Annotated in this window: 14 protein-coding genes and 1 riboswitch; of the genes, 8 read left to right on the top strand and 6 right to left on the bottom strand. The window is 67.1% G+C overall.

Annotated features, from left to right (window positions below; all coding sequences use genetic code 11):
* Positions 1 to 161: 161 nt before the first annotated feature.
* Entirely contained in the window at positions 162 to 1,133 is a 972-nt protein-coding gene (locus IFT63_RS12515; protein ID WP_192084409.1) for an aldo/keto reductase, read from the bottom strand.
* Positions 1,134 to 1,324: 191 nt separating this feature from the next.
* Between IFT63_RS12515 and IFT63_RS12510 the strand changes: the two genes are divergently transcribed.
* The 4 genes from IFT63_RS12510 to IFT63_RS12495 all read left to right on the top strand — a co-directional run bounded on the left by IFT63_RS12510 (position 1,325) and on the right by IFT63_RS12495 (position 5,744).
* Positions 1,325 to 2,623, top strand: coding sequence for a nucleoside transporter C-terminal domain-containing protein (locus IFT63_RS12510; RefSeq protein WP_042615331.1), 1,299 nt, complete (start codon positions 1,325 to 1,327; stop codon positions 2,621 to 2,623).
* Positions 2,624 to 2,665: 42 nt separating this feature from the next.
* Positions 2,666 to 3,628, top strand: a complete 963-nt coding sequence (locus tag IFT63_RS12505) for a ribokinase (protein ID WP_042615330.1) — start codon at positions 2,666 to 2,668, stop codon at positions 3,626 to 3,628.
* A 250-nt stretch (positions 3,629 to 3,878) separates the two neighbouring features.
* Entirely contained in the window at positions 3,879 to 4,874 is a 996-nt protein-coding gene (dusB, locus tag IFT63_RS12500; RefSeq protein ID WP_192084610.1) for a tRNA dihydrouridine synthase DusB, read from the top strand.
* Positions 4,875 to 4,916: 42 nt separating this feature from the next.
* Complete coding sequence (locus tag IFT63_RS12495; RefSeq protein WP_192084407.1) at positions 4,917 to 5,744, top strand: class I SAM-dependent methyltransferase; 828 nt, start codon at positions 4,917 to 4,919, stop codon at positions 5,742 to 5,744.
* 125 nt (positions 5,745 to 5,869) lie between these two features.
* Here IFT63_RS12495 and IFT63_RS12490 read toward each other — a convergent pair whose 3' ends face one another.
* Positions 5,870 to 6,904, bottom strand: a complete 1,035-nt coding sequence (locus tag IFT63_RS12490) for a metal-dependent hydrolase (RefSeq protein ID WP_192084405.1) — start codon at positions 6,902 to 6,904, stop codon at positions 5,870 to 5,872.
* Positions 6,905 to 7,124: 220 nt separating this feature from the next.
* Here IFT63_RS12490 and metK point away from each other — a divergent pair, with 220 nt between their 5' ends.
* Positions 7,125 to 8,336, top strand: coding sequence for a methionine adenosyltransferase (gene metK, locus IFT63_RS12485; RefSeq protein WP_042615327.1), 1,212 nt, complete (start codon positions 7,125 to 7,127; stop codon positions 8,334 to 8,336).
* Positions 8,337 to 8,488: 152 nt separating this feature from the next.
* Positions 8,489 to 8,995 (top strand): acyl-CoA thioesterase, encoded by a 507-nt coding sequence (locus IFT63_RS12480; protein ID WP_042615326.1) that lies wholly within the window; start codon positions 8,489 to 8,491, stop codon positions 8,993 to 8,995.
* Between the two features lie 173 nt (positions 8,996 to 9,168).
* Here IFT63_RS12480 and ppc read toward each other — a convergent pair whose 3' ends face one another.
* Together ppc and IFT63_RS12470 are read right to left on the bottom strand one after the other, a co-directional pair.
* A complete protein-coding gene (ppc, locus tag IFT63_RS12475; protein WP_192084403.1) occupies positions 9,169 to 11,874 on the bottom strand; it encodes a phosphoenolpyruvate carboxylase in 2,706 nt (901 codons plus the stop codon).
* 305 nt (positions 11,875 to 12,179) lie between these two features.
* The gene (locus IFT63_RS12470; protein ID WP_192084401.1) at positions 12,180 to 14,675 is read right to left on the bottom strand and encodes a prolyl oligopeptidase family serine peptidase; all 2,496 of its coding nucleotides are present in this window, start codon (positions 14,673 to 14,675) and stop codon (positions 12,180 to 12,182) included.
* Positions 14,676 to 14,783: 108 nt separating this feature from the next.
* A riboswitch (S-adenosyl-L-homocysteine riboswitch) is annotated at positions 14,784 to 14,858 on the top strand.
* 35 nt (positions 14,859 to 14,893) lie between these two features.
* On the opposite strand from IFT63_RS12470, the gene ahcY reads away from it, so the two are divergent.
* Both ahcY and ybaK read left to right on the top strand, forming a co-directional pair.
* Complete coding sequence (gene ahcY / locus IFT63_RS12465; RefSeq protein ID WP_192084399.1) at positions 14,894 to 16,339, top strand: adenosylhomocysteinase; 1,446 nt, start codon at positions 14,894 to 14,896, stop codon at positions 16,337 to 16,339.
* A 156-nt stretch (positions 16,340 to 16,495) separates the two neighbouring features.
* A complete protein-coding gene (gene ybaK / locus IFT63_RS12460) occupies positions 16,496 to 16,963 on the top strand; it encodes a Cys-tRNA(Pro) deacylase (RefSeq protein WP_192084397.1) in 468 nt (155 codons plus the stop codon).
* A gap of 190 nt (positions 16,964 to 17,153) precedes the next feature.
* Here ybaK and IFT63_RS12455 read toward each other — a convergent pair whose 3' ends face one another.
* Positions 17,154 to 17,711 carry a DUF3228 family protein gene (locus IFT63_RS12455; RefSeq protein WP_192084395.1) on the bottom strand — a complete coding sequence of 186 codons (558 nt, stop codon included), beginning with the start codon at positions 17,709 to 17,711 and terminating at the stop codon, positions 17,154 to 17,156.
* Between the two features lie 63 nt (positions 17,712 to 17,774).
* Positions 17,775 to 18,194: a hypothetical protein gene (locus IFT63_RS12450; protein WP_192084393.1), complete on the bottom strand. Its 420-nt coding sequence runs from the start codon at positions 18,192 to 18,194 to the stop codon at positions 17,775 to 17,777.
* Positions 18,195 to 18,412: the final 218 nt, after the last annotated feature.

The following is an 18,412-nucleotide window of genomic DNA, read 5'->3' as shown; positions in this document are numbered from 1 at the left end:
GATAACGATTCTCAGTTCGCAATCAACTCCCATTCTCAAATTGATTGATGGGATTGATGACTGAACTCAGAATTTCAATAGCCTTGAACTATCAATGGTAGCGCCGAGCCACTCTCGGCGGATCCCCGGGCCCCGCCGAGCGTGGCTCGGCGCTACCGCCGTCAGGCGAATGCTGCTTCCACCCGGCCCCACACACCGTCTTCCAGCGTCCCCACCAGATCAAGCGCCTGCAGATTCTGCAGCAGCTGCTCGACCCGGCTGGCGCCCAGGATCACGCTGGAAACGTTCGGATTGCGCAGGCACCAGGCGATGGCCAGGGTGGCCGGGGCGACGCCCAGCTCGGACGCCAGTGCGGTGTAGTGTCGTACCTGTTGCAGGCGCGCGGCGCCGTCGGCACCCAGCACGATGTCCTGCAGCCAGGCCATGTCATCCAGCCCCAACCGCGAACCGGCCGGGAAGCCGTCGTTGTACTTGCCGGTCAGCAGGCCCGACGCCAGCGGCGAGAAGGTGGTGGTGCCCAGCCCGGCCTCGGCGTACAGGGGGGCGTACTCGCGCTCGACCCGGTCGCGGTGCAGCAGGTTGTACTGCGGCTGCTCCATCGTGGGGCCCTGCAGGTTGTGCTGGCGGGCGATGTCCAGCGCTTCCTGGATCTGCGTCGCTGACCATTCCGAGGTGCCCCAGTACAGCACCTTGCCCTGCCGGACCAAGGTGTCCATCGCATGCACGGTTTCTGCGATCGGGGTATCCGGGTCGGGACGGTGGCAGTAATACAGGTCCAGATAATCCACCCGCAGCCGCTTCAGCGCCGCATCGCAGGCATCGGTCACATGCTTGCGCGACAGCCCGCGCTGGGTCGGTGCCGGGTCCAGCGCACTGCCGAAGAACACCTTGCTGGACACGCAGAAGCCATCGCGCGGCAGCCGCAGGTCAGCGATCACATCGCCCATCACCTGCTCGGCGCGGCCATTTGCATAACCCTCGGCGTTATCGAAGAAGTTGATGCCGTTGTCCCAGGCCGCCGCGACCAGGTTGCGCGCCTGGTCCCGGGCCACCTGGCTGCCAAAGGTGACCCAGGCGCCGAAGGACAGCGCGGAAAGCTTCAACCCGGAGGTTCCAAGGCGGCGGTAGAGCATGCACAACTCCTGCTGCAGGCCCGCAGATCGGGCCGGAAGGGGGTTCATTCTAACCGCGCCATGTCGCCTGCAGGCCTTGTCAATACCGCGCGGATCGGCGCTGATCGCCCCTCGCTACGCGCTTTTCCTTGCCCCGGCCCCTGCCCTGCTCTAGGCTTCCCGTTTTTCGCGGTGCCGTCAGGGGATTCAACATGGTCGAAGGTTTGGGCAGGATCGGCTTCGGCCTGTTTGGTCTGGCGGTGCTCATCGGCATTACCTGGCTGTTCTCCAACAACAAACGCGCGGTGGACTGGAAGCTGGTCGCGACCGGCCTGCTGCTGCAGATCGCATTTGCCGCCGTGGTGCTGCTGGTACCGGGTGGCCGCGACGTGTTCGATGCGCTCGGCCATGGCTTCGTGAAGGTGCTGAGCTTCGTCAACGAAGGCTCCGGCTTCATCTTCGGCTCGCTGATGAACGTGGAGAGCTACGGCTTCATCTTCGCCTTCCAGGTGTTGCCGACCATCATCTTCTTCTCCGCGCTGATGGGCGTGCTGTACCACCTCAACGTGATGCAGGCGATCGTGCGCGTGATGGCGCTGGCGATCACCAAGGTGATGCGCGTGTCCGGTGCGGAAACCACCAGCGTCTGCGCCAGTGTGTTCATCGGCCAGACCGAAGCCCCGCTGACGGTACGCCCCTACATTTCGCGGATGACCGAATCGGAGCTGCTGACGATGATGATTGGCGGCATGGCCCACATCGCCGGTGGCGTGCTGGCGGCCTACGTCGGCATGCTCGGCGGCGGCGATCCGGAATCCCAGGCCTTCTATGCCAAGCACCTGCTGGCCGCCAGCATCATGGCCGCGCCGGCAACGCTGGTGGTGGCCAAGCTGCTGATCCCGGAAACCGGCACCCCGCTGACCCGTGGCACGGTGAAGATGGAAGTGGAGAAGACCTCCAGCAACATCATCGACGCCGCCGCCGGTGGCGCTGCGGATGGCCTGCGGCTGGCACTGAACATCGGTGCGATGCTGCTGGCCTTCATCGCGCTGATCGCGCTGCTGAATGCCCCGTTGACCTGGCTGGGTGATGTCACCGGCCTGGCCGCGGCGATCGGTCGCCCGACCAACCTGTCCACCATCTTCGGCTATCTGCTGGCCCCGATCGCCTGGGTGATCGGCACCCCGTGGGCCGATGCCAGCACGGTCGGCTCGCTGATCGGCCAGAAGGTGGTGATCAACGAGTTCGTCGCCTACAGCGAACTGTCGCGCATCATCAACGGCCAGGTCCCGGGCGTTACCTTGTCCGAAGAAGGCCGCCTGATCGCCACCTATGCGCTGTGCGGCTTCGCCAACTTCAGCTCCATCGCGATCCAGATCGGCGGCATCGGGGGCCTGGCCCCGGAACGACGCCAGGATCTGGCCCGGTTCGGCCTGCGCGCCGTGCTGGGCGGTACCATTGCTACTTTCATGACCGCCACGATCGCCGGCGTCCTGACCCACTTTGGTTGATACCCTCGGGTACCACCGCGCTTCACTGAGAACCGTTTTCCTATGAGCAGCAACGTCGTCGTCGTCGGTTCCTTCAATGTCGATCATGTGTGGCGGTGCGAAGCACTGCCCGCCCCCGGCGCGACCATCGCCGGGCGTTACAGCACCGGCCCGGGCGGCAAGGGCTTCAACCAGGCCGTGGCCGCACGCCGCGCCGGTGCGCAGACCACCTTCGTCTGCGCGCTGGGCGACGATGCCGGCGGTGCCATGGCCCGCGGCCTGGCAGCCCAGGATGGCTTCACCCTGAGCGCCGAGGCGAGCACCGAACCGACCGGCACCGGTGGCATCTATGTCGATGCACGCGGCCGCAACACCATCGTCATCGGGCCGGGCGCCAATGCCGCGCTGAGCATCGGCTTCGTGCAGCAGCAGCAGGCGCTGCTGGCCGGCGCCAAGGTGGTGCTGGTGCAGCTGGAATCGCCGGTGGAAACCATCGAAGCCGCGCTGGCGGTGGCACGCGAGGCCGGTGTCACCACCGTGCTCAACGCGGCCCCGGCCGATGCGCCGTCCAGCATCGGCCTGCTCAAGCTGGCCGATGTCATCACCCCCAATGAAACCGAGTTCGCCGCGCTGCTCAGCCGCCATGTCGGCGAGCGCGTGGACCCGAACGACGTCGCTGCACTGGACGGTGCCAGCCTGCACGCGCTGTGCCGCAAGCTGGTCGGCAGCGGCACCGTGGTGGTGACCCTCGGTGCGGTAGGCGTGTTCGTGTCGCACGATGAAGACACCCTGCGCGGTGACAGCCAGCCGTACTACCGGGTGGGCGCCGAACAGGTGCATGCCATCGATACCACCGGTGCCGGTGATGCCTTCAACGGTGCGCTGGTGGCCTCCATCGCGCACGCGCCGGATGCCCCGTTCGCGCGCCACGTGCGCTTCGCCAACCAGTTCGCCGGCCGTTCCACCGAAAAGGAAGGCGCCGCCGCGGCGATGCCCCACTTCACCCCGGACGACCAGCCGGCGTAAGGCACCGGTAGTGACGGCCGCTGGCCGTCACGCTGTTGCTCTTGCCGCTGCGCTCGCCGAGCATGGCTCGGCGCTACCACCTGGTTGGACACGGACACCCAGCCGCCCACCATGCCCCGCGCCTGAGGGGCGGCGGAAGCAACCGTCAAGCATCTGCTGATGCCGGTGTGGCATGAGCCCCATCCGGATAGGCCTGAACCGGGGGCTGCCGGCAGCGGCCCGGCGTGCGCTGCCGCACTACAATGGCCGCATGCAGATCGGCCCTTATTCCATTGCCCCCAACGTCGTGCTGGCGCCCATGGCCGGCGTCACCGACAAGCCGTTCCGGCTGCTGTGCAAGCGCCTGGGCGCAGGGCTGGCTGCCTCGGAGATGACCATCTCCGATCCGCGCTTCTGGACCACCCGCAAGTCCCTCCACCGGATGGACCACGACGGCGAGCCCGACCCGATCAGCGTGCAGATCGCCGGCACCGAACCGCAACAGCTGGCCGAGGCGGCGCGCTACAACGTCGACCACGGCGCGCAGATCATCGACATCAACATGGGCTGCCCGGCCAAGAAGGTGTGCAACGCCTGGGCCGGCTCGGCGCTGATGCGCGATGAAGACCTGGTGGCGCGCATCCTTGCCGCGGTGGTCAACGCCGTCGACGTGCCGGTGACGCTGAAGATCCGCACCGGTTGGGACTGCGACCACCGCAACGGCCCGCGCATCGCCCACATCGCCGAAGACAGCGGCATCGCCGCGTTGGCCGTGCACGGCCGCACCCGTGACCAGCACTACACTGGCCAGGCCGAGTACCAGACCATCGCCGCGATCAAGGCGGCGCTGAGGATCCCGGTGATTGCAAACGGCGACATCGATTCGCCACGCAAGGCCGCCCAGGTGCTCGCCGTCACCGGCGTGGACGCGGTGATGATCGGACGCGCCGCGCAGGGGCGTCCCTGGATCTTCCGCGAGGTGGCGCACTACCTGTCCACCGGCGAAGAACTGCCCCCGCCGCCGCTGTGCGAAGTGCGCGACATCCTGCTCGGCCACCTGCAGGCACTGCACGCGTTCTACGGGGAACCGCAGGGCGTGCGCATCGCGCGCAAGCACCTGGGCTGGTATGCCAAGGATCGCCCGGAAAACGCGGCGTTCCGCGCCGTGGTGAACCGGGCCGAGGACCCGGCCAGCCAGATCGCGCTGACCACGGACTACTTTGATCGCTTGATTGCGGACACCCGAGAAACAGCTTCCGTAGATTGACCCCTTCGCCGGGCACTGGCCCGGCGCTACCCGGATATCCCCATGACGCCGCCGATTTCCTCGCCTACCTACCTGCACGGCTTTTCCAGCACCGAACAGGAGCGCCTGATGATCCAGGCCCGTCTGCTGGAGCCGACCATCTTCGGCCACATCGATTACACCGGCGTGCGCCACCTGCTGGAAGTGGGTAGTGGCGTGGGCGCGCAGACCGAGATCCTGCTGCGCCGCTTCCCGGAGCTGCACGTGACCGGCGTGGACCTGAGCGAAGCCCAGCTGGCCACCGCACGCGCCAACCTGGAGAAAACGCCGTGGTGCAGCGACCGCTACGTCCTGCAGCACGCCGATGCCGGTGAGCTGCCATTCGGCGCGCGCGCCTTCGATGGCGCCTTCCTGTGCTGGGTGCTGGAACACGTACCGTCACCGGCCCGCGTGCTGAACGAAGTGCGCCGGGTGCTGTCGCCCGGCTCCCCGGTGTACATCACCGAAGTGATGAATGCCTCGTTCCTGCTGGACCCGTATTCGCCGCACATCTGGCGCTACTGGATGGCCTTCAACGACTTCCAGCACGACAACGGCGGCGATCCGTTCGTCGGCGCCAAGCTGGGCAACCTGCTGCTGGCCGGCGGCTTCCGCGACGTGCAGACCGACATCAAGACCATCCACCTGGACAATCGCGAGCCGTCACGTCGCAAGACGATGATCGCCTTCTGGGAGCAGGTGCTGCTGTCGGCCGCCGAACAGCTGCTGCAGGCCGGTACCGTGGACGAAGAGACCGTGGACGGCATGCGCCGCGAGTTCCGCCTGGTGCAGAACGATCCGAACGCGGTGTTTTTCTTCTCCTTCGTGCAGGCCCGCGCGACGGTGTATTGATGCGCAATCCTGGTAGCGCCGAAGGCAGCGGCAGGAGCCGCTGCCAACGTCGCCTGCGACGGCCCGCAGGGTGCCGGTCAGGACGACCGGCATAGCCATGCTCGGCGCCACCCACCACAGCGGCGCTACCGCGCGGGCTCGTGCCAGATCCGGTCCCACATCAGTCCCATTCGACGGCTGATGTCGGCGCGCGCTTCGGGGCTGCTGTAATCGCCACGCAGCTGCTCTGGCACGATGCCCTGCCACCGCCCATCGCGCTCGGCGGCCACCGCGAAATTGAACGTGTAATCCGGCTCCAGGCCCATCCGCAGGTCGCTCAGCACCAGCCGGCCATCCACCACCTGCGCGCGCATGAAGCCACGATTGAACCATTCCAGCCGCTGCACGGCCGGAATGCCCGCAGCCTGGCGCAACGCCTGCACGTTGGACGGGAATCCTTCGAACTGCATTTCGCTTTTGTCTGCCACCAGCGAACGATCAGCCACCACGTAGCCGCTGGGGGTCATCGCCACCACCCGCCACAACAGCGTGTTGAACGGCATGGGCACCGAGAACCGCGGCGCATCGCCCAGGCCCATCGCGGCCAGGCTGCGCTGCGCGGCGCGGTCCACCTGCGCCTTGGCCAGCAGGCTCCATCCCAGGTAACCACTGCTGACCACCAGGGCGACCGCCAGCGCCTTGCCAGCCCAGGGCCGGCTGCGCCCGAACCAGGCCAGCACGCAGCCCAGCAGCAACCACACGGTGTACAGCGGATCGATGATGAAGATGTTCGAGCCCATCACCGGCGAAGGCCGCAGCGGCCACCACAGCTGGGTGCCGTACACGGTCATCGCGTCCAGCAACGGGTGGGTCACCAGCGCCAGCTGCATCGCCCAGAACCAGCGCAGCGGAGACTGCGCCACCCGGCCATTGCCGAAGCGCTTGAACAGCCACCAGACCAGCGCGGCGACCCACGGCAGCACCAGCAGCGAATGGCTGAAACTGCGATGTTCGGTCATCACCGCCACCGGGTCGGCGGCCCTGAAGCCGAGCCACAGCGCGTCCAGGTCGGGCAGCGTGCCTAGCGCGGCACCGGCCAGCAGGGCGGCACGGCGATGGCCGGCCGGGGCAATGGCGGCGGCTACGGCGCCACCGAGTACGATCTGGGTAAGGGAGTCCATCGACCGATGCTAGCAGCCCCGCGTTGCGGATGGTCTGGTGCCGCTGCTGGCCGCGCGTGGCGCGGCGCCACCACGGTCCGGTCATGGTTCCCGGCTACCCTCACCCCGGGCACGCGACCTTAACCACCGGCAACCTGTCGCAGTCCACAATGCACGTGCGACGCGCGCCGTGTATCATTCGCGCCCATCTTTCCATCCGAATTAAAGGATATAACGCCTGATGTCCAGCTACCTGTTCACTTCCGAATCGGTCTCCGAAGGCCATCCGGACAAGATCGCCGACCAGATTTCCGATGCGGTCCTGGACGCGATCCTGGCCAAGGACCAGCGCGCCCGCGTGGCCTGCGAGACCATGGTCAAGACCGGCGTGGCCATCGTGGCCGGCGAGATCACCACCAGCGCGTGGATCGATCTGGAAGCCCTGACCCGCCAGGTGATCCTGGATATCGGCTACAACAGCTCCGACGTCGGCTTCGACGGCGCCACCTGCGGCGTGCTGAACCTGATCGGCAAGCAGTCCCCGCACATCGCCCAGGGCGTTGACCGCAAGAAGCCCGAAGAAATGGGCGCTGGCGACCAGGGCCTGATGTTCGGCTACGCCACCAACGAGACCGACAGCTACATGCCGGCGGCGATCCACCTGTCGCACCGTCTGGTCGAGCAGCAGGCCAAGATCCGCAAGAAGAAGAATTCGCCGCTGTCCTGGCTGCGCCCGGATGCCAAGAGCCAGGTCACCCTGCGCTATGAAGACGGCCAGGTATCGGCCATCGACGCCATCGTGCTGTCCACGCAGCATGCCCCGGGCATCAAGCAGAAGGACCTGATCGAAGCGGTCCGCGAAGAGATCATCAAGCCGGTGCTGCCGGCCAAGTGGCTGCACAAGGGCACCAAGTTCCACATCAACCCGACCGGCAAGTTCGAGATCGGCGGCCCGGTGGGCGACTGCGGCCTGACCGGCCGCAAGATCATCGTCGACACCTACGGCGGCTGGGCCCGTCACGGTGGCGGTGCGTTCTCCGGCAAGGATCCGTCCAAGGTCGACCGTTCGGCGGCTTACGCGGCCCGCTACGTCGCCAAGAACGTGGTGGCAGCCGGCCTGGCTGACCGTTGCGAAGTGCAGGTCTCCTACGCCATCGGCGTGGCCGAGCCGACCTCGATCTCGGTCACCACCTTCGGCACCGGCAGGATTCCGGACGAGCAGATCGAAAAGCTGATCCGCAAGCACTTCGACCTGCGCCCGTACGGCATCATCAAGATGCTCGACCTGATCCACCCGATGTACCAGCAGACCGCGGCCTACGGCCACTTCGGCCGCAAGCCGAAGGATTTCAGCTACCTCGATGGCAACGGCGACACCGTCAATGCCACCGCCTTCTCCTGGGAGAAGACCGATCGCGCCGCCGCCCTGCGCGCGGATGCGAAGCTGAAGTAAGCAGAACGAAGGGCCGCGAAAGCGGCCCTTTTTTTTGGTAGCGCCGAGCCATGCTCGGCGGGTCGCATCACCGTTCGTTGGTGCCGGCGGCACCTCGCCGAGCATGGCTGGGCGCTACCCGTTGCGTCATCGCCCCATGCGAAGATGGCGGCATGTCGACCGAACTGAAATCCCACCAGCTCACCATGACCGTGTTGATGACACCGGACATGGCCAATTTCTCCGGCAAGGTCCACGGCGGCGCCGTACTGCGCCTGCTCGACCAGGTGGCCTACGCCTGTGCCAGCCGCTATGCCGGGCGCTATGTGGTCACCCTGTCGGTGGACCAGGTGATGTTCCGCCAGCCGATCTCGGTGGGCGAGCTGGTCACGTTCCTGGCCTCGGTGAACTACACCGGTACTTCGTCGATGGAAATCGGCGTCAAGGTGGTGGCCGAGGACATCCTGGAGCGCAGCGTGCGCCATGCCAACAGCTGCTTCTTCACCATGGTGGCGGTGGACGATGAAGGCCGGCCCACGGCCGTGCCAGCGCTGCAGCCCACCTCTTCCGATGAAAAGCGCCGGCACGCCGCCGCCCTGCTGCGGCGCCAGCTGCGGCAGGAGATGGAGCAGCGTCATCGGGAACTGCTGGCCTCCAATCCGCCTGCGCCGGAGGCCTGACGGTAGCGCCGAAGGCAGCGGCAGGAGCCGCTGCCAACGTCGCTTGCGACGGCCCGCAGGGTGCCGGTCAGGACGACCGGCATAGCCATGCTCGGCGAGCGCGCAGCGCGGCCTGTGTCAGACCTCGCCGTGCCGGAAAGATTCCGCCGAGCATGGCTCGGCGCTACCGTACGTCAGCCGGTGTTCTGTACGCCCTGCGAGACCCCGTTGACGCAGGCCACCAGCGCGCGCAGCAGGTCTTCGCCGCCGCTGGCGCGCCAGCGCTGCAGCAGGTCCACCTGCAGCACGCTGATCGGGTCCACGTAGGGATTGCGCAGGCGGATCGACAGCGCCAGCCGCTGGTCGTGTTCCAGCAACGAGGACTGGCCGGTCAGTTCCAGCACCCAGCGCTCGGTCAGCGCCCACTCGTCTTCCACCTTCGGGAAGAAGCTGCCGTGCAGCTCGCCGGACAGCCGCGAGAACTGTTCGGCGATGGTGATGTCACCCTTGGACAACACCATCGCGATGTCATCCAGGAAGGTCCGGAAGAACGGCCAGTCCCGCGCCATCTGCCGCAGAGTGTCCTCATGTCCGGCATCCACCGCAGCCTGCAGGCCGCTGCCTACGCCATACCAGCCCGGGATCACCGCGCGCGCCTGGCTCCAGGCGAACACCCAGGGAATGGCGCGCAGGTTGGTCAGCGCTGCGTCCTGGCCCAGCCGGCGTGAGGGACGCGAACCCAATGTCATCCGCTCGATGACGTCGATCGGCGTCGCGGTGCGGAAGTAATCCATGAAGCGCGGCTGGCCGACGAAGGCACGGTAGGCATTGCTGCTGGCATCGGCCACCACATCCATTACTGGCCGCCATGCCTCCTCGCGCGGTTCAGGCGCGCGCGGACGCAGGCTGGAACGCAGCACCGCGCCGGTGGCCTGTTCCAGCGAGCGCACCGCCAGCGCGCGGATGCCGTACTTGCGGTGGATCACTTCGCCCTGCTCGGTGACCCGCAGGCGACCGTCGATGCTGCCACGCGGCGATGCATCCACGGCGTGGGTGGTCTTGCCACCGCCACGGCTGATCGACCCACCACGGCCATGGAAGAAAGTCAGCGCGATGCCGCTTTCAGCGGCCACCTCCAGCAGTTCCACCTGGGCCCGCTGCAGTCCCCAGCGCGAGGCGGCGATGCCCCCGTCCTTGCTGCTGTCCGAGTACCCCAGCATCACCATCTGCACGTCGTTGCGCGCGTGCAGGTGCGCGCGGTATACCGGATCGGCCAGCAGGTCGCGCAGGGTCGCGGTGCCGTGCTTCAGGTCGTCCACGGTTTCAAACAATGGCGCGATATCCAGCGGCACGCCGCCCGCTTCATCCACCAGTCCGCCACGCCGCGCCAACGCCAGCACCGCCAGCACGTCGCCGCGGTCATGCGCCATCGAAATGATGTAGCTGCCCAGCGCATCGGCACCGTGCCGACGGCGCGCATCGGCCAGCGCGGAGAACACCGCGTCCAGCCGCTGGTTGCCCTCCTCGTCCGCCTGCGGCAGTGCCTGTTCGCCACTGGCGTAGGGGCCCAGCAAGGCCGCGCGTGCGCTCGCATCGCGGGCCTCCCATGCGGCCTCGCCATCCAGCGCGGTGGCCAGCGCACGTGCGTGCACGCTGGATTCCTGGCGCACGTCCAGCCGTGCCAGGTGGAAGCCGAAGGTCTTCACCCGCCACAGCAGGCGTTGCACCGCAAAGCCACCGGCGTGCTCGCCGCGGTTGGCGCGCAGGCTGTCGAAGATCAGCTGCAGGTCCTCGATCAGTTCACCCGGCCCGGCATAGGCACCGTGGCCGTCATCCAGCGTGGCCTGCAGCCGCGCGCGCATGCGGTCGTTCAACAGCCGGTACGGCATGTCGCCATGGCGCGGGCGCGACTGCACGTCCGGCAGCCGCTGCTGGTAGTCCGCCAGCCGCGCCTGCAGCGCATCGCTGACGCCCACCCGTTCGGTGGATTGGCTGAGCAGGCTGGCCAGCTGCAGCAGTTCCTTCTGGTACTGCGCCAGCACCGCGCGGCGCTGTGCATCCAGGGTGTTGCGGATGGTGCCGGCGTCCACGTTCGGGTTGCCGTCCATGTCCCCGCCCACCCACGTGCCGAAGCGCAGCAACCGCGGCAGGGGCAGGCCTTCGCCGAAGGTATCCGCCAGCGCCTGCTGCAGCGATTCGTACAACACCGGCATCACCCGGTACAGCACCTGCACCAGGTAGAAGCCGACGTGTTCGCGCTCGTCATCCACGGTGGGCCGCACCGGCGACGAATCGGTGGTCTGCCAGGAAGCAGTAAGCGCCATGCGGAAGCGCGCATCGTCGGCGGCCGCTTCGCCGGGCGTGCGCTGGCCATCCAGGTTGTCCACCAGGCTGGCCACCATCAGCTGCTCTTTTTCCAGCAGCGCGCGGCGCACCGCTTCGGTGGGATGGGCGGTGAACACCGGTTCGATATCGATGCGCGGCAACCAGTCCTGCAGTTCCTGCAGGGTCACGCCTTGAGCCTTGAGCTGCTGCAGGGCATCCTGCAGGCCATCCGGCTGCGGGGTGTGCGTACCCGCGCGCTGGTAGTCGCGGCGGCGGCGGATGCGGTGCACGCGCTCGGCGATGTTGACCACCTGGAAGTAGGTGCTGAACGCGCGGACCATGGCTTCGGCCTGCTGCGGCGAGCGGCCGGCCAGCCCATCGGCCAGGTCGGACAGGGGCGATTCGTTCTCGCGCCGTGCGATGGCGCGCGTGCGCACGCTTTCCACATCGTCGAAGAAGGCTTCCGATACCTGCTCGACCAGCAGGTCGCCGACCAGTGCGCCGAGGCGGCGCACGTCGTCTCGTAGGGGAATATCGGGGTTGGCGAACATGATGCTGCTGCGGAACTCGTTCATCGGCGACGCACGAACCTCAAGCAAGGATCCCTCGCCAAGCCTAGCGCAGTTCGATTGACCACCGGCGGTTGGTTTCAGTAGTGACGGACACGCAGCGTAGTGACGGCCGCTGGCCGTCAGCCTTGCCCTGGTGGGTGACCACCGTTGGTCGTCACGCGGTTGCCGTTGCCGCTTCGCTCGCCGAGCATGGCTCGGCGCTACCCTTTTCGCCGAGCATGGCTATGCCAGTCGTCCTGGCCGGCACCCTGCGGGCCGTCGCAAGCGACGTTGGCAGCGGCTCCTGCCGCCGCCTTCGGCGCTATCCGCTACCGGCCGATGCGTTCGCCCTTGCCGATGGTCTGTTCCAGCCAGCGCTCGCTCTCGGCCAGCATCGTCATGATCGATTCGCGCGCGCGGTAGGCGTGCGATTCGTTGGGCAGCATCACCAACCGCGACGTCCCGCCCAGGCCCTTCACTGCCGCGAACATGCGCTCGCTCTGCATCGGGAACGTACCGGAGTTGTTGTCGTCCACGCCATGGATGAACAGGATCGGATCCTTGATGTTGGCTGCGTAGTTGAACGGCGACATCTTCAGATAGGTGTCCTGCGCTTGCCAGTAGTTGCGCTCTTCGGCCTGGAAACCAAACGGCGTCAGCGTGCGGTTGTAAGCGCCGCTGCGCGCGATGCCGGCCTTGAACAGGCGGCTGTGCGCCAGCAGGTTGGCGGTCATGAACGCACCATAGGAGTGCCCGCCGATGGCGATGTGGTCGCGATCGGTGACACCACGCCGCACCACCTCATCCACCGCCGCCTGCGCATTGGACACCAGCTGTTCCAGGTAGGTGTCGTTGGGTTCCTTGTCTCCCTCGCCGATGATCGGCATCGTCGGGCTGGCCAGCACCGCATAGCCCTTGGCCAGGAACGCCTGCGGACCCCAGTAGCTGACCGCAGTGAACAGGTACGGCGAGCCAGTGACCTGGCTGGCCGCCGCCGCACTCTTGTACTCGCCCGGGTAGGCCCACATCAGCAGCGGGCGCGGTCCATCACGCTTGGGGTCATAGCCCGGCGGCAGCAGCAGGGTCGCGGTCAGGTCCACGCCGTCCTTGCGCTTGTAACGGATCTGCTCCTTGCTGACGCCACGCAGTTGCGGCAGCGGATGGGCAAACGCGGTCAGTGCGCGCGGGCTGGCCGCCGCATCGCCCAGTGGCTGCACGAAGTAGTTCGCCGGCTGCTCCGGGCTTTCGCGGGTGAACAGCAGCGAGGATGCATCCGCACCCAACAACGCGATCGGCACCGAATAAGTGGGCGCCTGCGAATGGAACAGGCGCGTGGTCTTGCCGGTCGCCAGCTCGTAGCGGTCCAGGAACGGACGGTCGCCTTCGGCGGATGCACCGGCACCGTAGAAATAGATGCTTTGGCCATCGGCACTGGTCTGCAGCAGTGCGCGACCGTTGTCGTCGCGCAGCGTGCCCGGCTTTCCCGGATCGCTGTAACGGTCCTGCGCATCGCGGTCGAACAGCAGCTTCGGATCGGTCGCCGCCTCGTCCGGGGCAATCAACCAGGTCTTGGTGCGGCGGGTCTTCCACCACGACTCATTGAGCAGGGCCAGGTCGCCGCGTGCCCAGGTGATGCCGGCATAGCGGCTGCCGAGCTGCGCCAGCGTCACCGGCGGCTTGTCGAACGGTGCAGCCTGCATCAGCACGGCGTCGCGGATGCTGGCCTCGCGGTTCGGATCGCCGCCGTCCTGGGCTTCGGCCCACACTAGCGTGGCCGGGGTATCGGCACGCCAGCTGATGTCACGCACGCCGGTCACCTCAGCGTCGTTGCCGGTCGGCAGGCCTTCCACCAGCGGCCGCGTGGCCACGGTGTGCACCAGCTTGCCGCCACGGTCGAGCACCTCGATGCGGCGCGGGAAACTGCTCACCGGCACCACGTACGAATACGGCCGCTGCACGCGCTGGCTGAGCAGGTAGCCACCGTCCGGTGACAGGCTCAGGCCGAGGTACACGCCGACCGTGCCGACCGCGCGGGACTGGCCGTCCAGGCCGATTTCGGTGGGCTGGCTGTTGGCGTAATAATCGAACAGGCGCGCGTCAGCCTCGTTTTTCAGCAGGTCCTGGTAGGTGCGGATGGACACCACGCCGCTGCCTTCGCTGGTCTGCTGGACGGCCGGGCCGGTTGGCGCCACGTCGCGCGACGGCGGGCTGCCGGCGTTGCCGGGGCGGCTCATCACCAGCAGGCCGCGGCTGTCGGGCAGCCACTGGTAGCCATCACCGAGCACGGTGTTCAGCTCACCGCGCAGGCGGCGCGCGCTGGCGGTGGCGACATCCACCAGCCACAACTCGTTGGCACCGCTGGCCGGATCGACCTGGTTGAAGGCCAGCCATTTCTGGTCCGGCGACCAGGCCAGGCTGGCCACCGACAGCGCCGGCGGCAGGCCTCTGATCTGCCGTTCCTTGCCATCGTGGATGCCCATCAGCCACAGCTTGGTGCCGTAGCTGAAGCGACTGTCGGAGAACGTGCGCGGGTTGATCCGGCGGCCGGCCAGCTTCAGTTCCGGCTGCGCCACCACTTCGATCGACGGCAGCGGCGGCATCTGCAGCATCGCGGCCAGATCGCGCTGCGGGGACAGGAACAGGCCCGGCGCACGTGGCTGGTCCACCACCGCCTGCAGCGCGGCGGAGGGCAGCTCGTAGCCAGTGGCGCCGGTGGAGGCCGCAGCGGTCGGCGCGGCGGCCCACACGGCCGGTGTCATTGCCAGCAGGGCCATCGACAGCACCACTCCGTTCCAACGCCCCGTGCGGCGCGCGCGCTTGCTCATGACCATCCTTTTGATGCGTGTGAATCCCCGACCTTAACAGCCGCCGCACCGTTCACCCCCTGCCGATGGTTGGGGCCGCCCCGGGCCGCGATATAATGGCCGCCTTCCCCTGCCGAGGGGCGCTGCGACCGGACAACCCGGCCAGGCTCGGAGGGTGGCAATGTAAAACGGCGCCCGGCTAGATACGAGCACCCGCTCGTCCACAACCGGAGCAATGAATGAACGCTGTTGCCAAGACCTTCTCCACCGAAGGTGACTACAAGATCGCCGATATCTCGCTGGCCGACTGGGGCCGCAAGGAACTGGACATCGCCGAGCACGAGATGCCGGGCCTGATGTCGATCCGTCGCAAGCACCAGGCCGACCTGCCGCTGAAGGGCGTGCGCGTGACCGGCTCGCTGCACATGACTATCCAGACCGCGGTGCTGATCGAAACGCTGAAGGACATCGGCGCCGACGTGCGCTGGGCCTCGTGCAACATCTTCTCCACCCAGGACCATGCCGCTGCGGCGATCGCCGCATCCGGCACGCCGGTGTTCGCCTGGAAGGGCGAGACGCTGGAAGAATACTGGGACTGCACCCTGGACGCGCTGACCTTCACCCTGGCCGATGGCACCCTGACCGGTCCGGAGCTGGTGGTCGACGATGGCGGCGATGTCACCCTGCTGATCCACAAGGGCTACGAGCTGGAAAACGGCAGCACCTGGGTCGACGATCCGGCGGCTTCGCACGAAGAGCAGGTCATCAAGAACCTGCTCAAGCGCGTGGCCAGCGAGCGTCCGGGCTACTGGGGCCGCGTGGTCAAGGACTGGAAGGGCGTGTCTGAAGAGACCACCACCGGCGTGCACCGCCTGTACCAGCTGGCCCAGGCCGGCACCCTGCTGATCCCGGCGATCAACGTCAACGACTCGGTCACCAAGAGCAAGTTCGACAACCTGTACGGCTGCCGCGAGTCGCTGGCCGATGGCCTGAAGCGCGCGATGGACGTGATGCTGGCCGGCAAGGTCGCCGTGGTCTGCGGCTACGGTGACGTCGGCAAGGGCTGCGCCGCATCGCTGCGTGCCTACGGCGCGCGCGTGGTGGTCACCGAGATCGACCCGATCTGCGCCCTGCAGGCGGCGATGGAAGGCTTCGAGGTGAACACCATCGAATCCACCCTGGGCCGTGGCGACATCTATGTCACCACCACCGGCAACAAGGACATCATCCGCATCGAACACCTGAGCGCGATGAAAGACCAGGCCATCGTCTGCAACATCGGCCACTTCGACAACGAGATCCAGGTCGATGCGCTGAACGCGCTGGCCGGCGTGCAGAAGATCAACATCAAGCCGCAGGTCGACAAGTACGTGTTCGACAACGGCAATGCGATCTTCCTGCTGGCCGATGGCCGCCTGGTGAACCTGGGCTGCGCCACCGGCCACCCGAGCTTTGTGATGTCCAACTCGTTCGCCAACCAGACCCTGGCGCAGATCGACCTGTGGGCGAACAAGGACAGCTACGAGAAGAAGGTCTACCTGCTGCCGAAGAAGCTGGACGAGGAAGTGGCTCGCCTGCACCTGGAAAAGATCGGCGTGAAGCTGACCACCCTGAGCCAGGAACAGGCTGATTACATCGGCGTGCCGGTGGAAGGTCCGTTCAAGCCGGAGCATTACCGCTACTGATCCGCGGGTAACATCGCAGATCGTCTGGACGGGCGCCTTCGGGCGCCCGTTCTTGTTTGATGCCCGGGAGTGTCGGCCGCTGGCCGGCAATCCTGGAGGGTCGAGTCCATAGCCCGGGTCAAGCCATGCCCTTCAACAGCGCGCTACGATGCCGGCATGACGCCCGCCATCAACCTGCTCAAGCGCGAAAAAATCGCCCATACCGTGCGCAGCTACGTGCACGACGCGCAGGCCGATTCCTACGGCGGCGAGGCCGCGCAGAAGCTCGGGCTGGAGCCCGAACAGGTGTTCAAGACCCTGCTCGCAAGCACGGAGACCCATGAGCTGCTCGTGGCCATCGTGCCGGTGGCCGGGCAGTTGGATCTGAAGACGCTGGCCGCTGCAGCGGGCTGCCGCAGATGCGCGATGGCGCCGGTGGATGCGGCGCAGCGCGCGACCGGCTATCTGGTCGGTGGCATCAGCCCGTTGGGGCAGAAGAAGCGGCTGCGTACGTTCATTGATGCCAGCGCGCGGGCGCTGCCGGCGCTGCACGTCAGTGCGGGGCGACGGGGCTTGGAGGTGGAGCTTGCGCCGACCGATCTGGCGCGGCTGACCGGTGCGGTGTTCGCGATGATCCGGCGTTGATCCATGCCGGCGCCTTCCGGCGCCGTTGATGGATCGCCTGCAGAAGCGCCGCGCGGTGCGCTCGCCGAGCATGGCTATGCCGGTCGTCCTGGCCGGCACCCTACGGGCCGTCGCAAGCGACGTCGGCAGCGGCTCCTGCCGCCGCCTTCGGCGCTACCGGCTCCACTCCGCCTCGCATCTCCCCATGGCATCACCCCCGCCAGTTGGCGTTGGCTTCCCAGAACGCCACCGCGCGCGCGTAGGCCTCGCGGTCCAGGGGCACGCCGGAGCCGCCCTCCTCCACACCCAGCGCGTTGCGCATCATGGTGATCGGTGCCATCGGCACTTCTTCGGGTTCGGCGGTGTAGATGCAGCCGACGATGCCCCAGTCGGCGGTGATGTCCGTCCCCTCTTTGGCCAGCTGCTCGGCGCTGTACAGGATCACCACCAGATAATTGGCCACCGGCGATTCCACGCCTTCGAACCAGCGCACCAGCACCGGCAGTTCGTCGCGGTTGCGCGCTTCGTAGCCGCTGCGCAGCTGGTGTTGGTTGGCCACGGTGATCGGCACGGTCAGGCAGCGGGTGCTGGTCCAGTTCTCATACACGTGCAGTTTGCAGAACGGGGCGTAGCCATCCAGTACCTTGAACGGTGCGTGCGTGTTGAGGTGCTGCACGAACTGTTCGGCCGAACAATCCTGGATGGTGTTGGCGCGCGGGGTACGCGGAAACAGACGGGGACGGGCGAATTCGGTTAGTACGATGGACATGGCAGGCACGGCAGGAAGTCTGCCCCAAGGGTACAGGGCGCATCGCGGCCGGGCACCCTGTGGTTACCTCATGACCACCCGCACCCGCATCTCTACCCCCAGCGCACGCAGCGTGCCCACCACGGTGGCGAAGGCCAGCGTGCGCCGGCCCGCCAACTGGCGGTGCAGCACCTCGCACGGCAGCCCGCAGACCCGGGCAACGCGCCGCAGGTCGGCGCCATCGATGAGGGTGAGCAGGGCTTCGGCCAGGATCGGCGCATCACCGCCGCTTTCGACCAGGCAGCCGTCCACGTGCCGGGCGACCTCGCGCGGGGTGCGCAGCACGCCAGCACCGCTGCCCCATGCCGGTTCATCGCGTGGATGCGGCACGCCGTAACACTGCAGCATGCGTTCCAGCTTGTGGATCACTTCCGGCGGCAGATCATGCAGACCCTCGCCGATCAGCGAGTGCAGGCGGGCGGCGTGGCGTGGGTGGGATGGCATCGGGGAACCTCGCAGGCCGTTGAGGCCGCCTGCGCCGGGGCGCAAGGCGGCGGACGATGCGGGTTGGCATACCAGGACCTGACGAAAAACCGGCGGATGAAATCCCCACGCATCGCCCGCCAGAGAGCTGGCGTGCTGATGCATTCTCCCCGCCGTGCCCAAGGGGCAAGACAGAGCCAATTTCGATAGGTTTGCAGGATGCCAATCCCGGCCGGTGC

It is taken from the genome of Stenotrophomonas sp. CFBP 13724 (assembly GCF_014841975.1).
Taxonomy (GTDB): domain Bacteria; phylum Pseudomonadota; class Gammaproteobacteria; order Xanthomonadales; family Xanthomonadaceae; genus Stenotrophomonas; species Stenotrophomonas lacuserhaii.
This window is presented reverse-complemented; position numbering and strand designations above follow the sequence as displayed.

Excerpts from the sequence above, each read along its gene's own strand:
- IFT63_RS12515 (WP_192084409.1), bottom strand. The coding sequence starts at position 1,133 with ATGCTCTACCGCCGCCTTGGAACCTCCGGGTTGAAGCTTTCCGCGCTG.
- IFT63_RS12510 (WP_042615331.1), top strand. The coding sequence starts at position 1,325 with ATGGTCGAAGGTTTGGGCAGGATCGGCTTCGGCCTGTTTGGTCTGGCG.
- IFT63_RS12505 (WP_042615330.1), top strand. The coding sequence starts at position 2,666 with ATGAGCAGCAACGTCGTCGTCGTCGGTTCCTTCAATGTCGATCATGTG.
- dusB (WP_192084610.1), top strand. The coding sequence starts at position 3,879 with ATGCAGATCGGCCCTTATTCCATTGCCCCCAACGTCGTGCTGGCGCCC.
- IFT63_RS12495 (WP_192084407.1), top strand. The coding sequence starts at position 4,917 with ATGACGCCGCCGATTTCCTCGCCTACCTACCTGCACGGCTTTTCCAGC.
- IFT63_RS12490 (WP_192084405.1), bottom strand. The coding sequence starts at position 6,904 with ATGGACTCCCTTACCCAGATCGTACTCGGTGGCGCCGTAGCCGCCGCC.
- metK (WP_042615327.1), top strand. The coding sequence starts at position 7,125 with ATGTCCAGCTACCTGTTCACTTCCGAATCGGTCTCCGAAGGCCATCCG.
- IFT63_RS12480 (WP_042615326.1), top strand. The coding sequence starts at position 8,489 with ATGTCGACCGAACTGAAATCCCACCAGCTCACCATGACCGTGTTGATG.
- ppc (WP_192084403.1), bottom strand. The coding sequence starts at position 11,874 with ATGAACGAGTTCCGCAGCAGCATCATGTTCGCCAACCCCGATATTCCC.
- IFT63_RS12470 (WP_192084401.1), bottom strand. The coding sequence starts at position 14,675 with ATGAGCAAGCGCGCGCGCCGCACGGGGCGTTGGAACGGAGTGGTGCTG.
- ahcY (WP_192084399.1), top strand. The coding sequence starts at position 14,894 with ATGAACGCTGTTGCCAAGACCTTCTCCACCGAAGGTGACTACAAGATC.
- ybaK (WP_192084397.1), top strand. The coding sequence starts at position 16,496 with ATGACGCCCGCCATCAACCTGCTCAAGCGCGAAAAAATCGCCCATACC.
- IFT63_RS12455 (WP_192084395.1), bottom strand. The coding sequence starts at position 17,711 with ATGTCCATCGTACTAACCGAATTCGCCCGTCCCCGTCTGTTTCCGCGT.
- IFT63_RS12450 (WP_192084393.1), bottom strand. The coding sequence starts at position 18,194 with ATGCCATCCCACCCACGCCACGCCGCCCGCCTGCACTCGCTGATCGGC.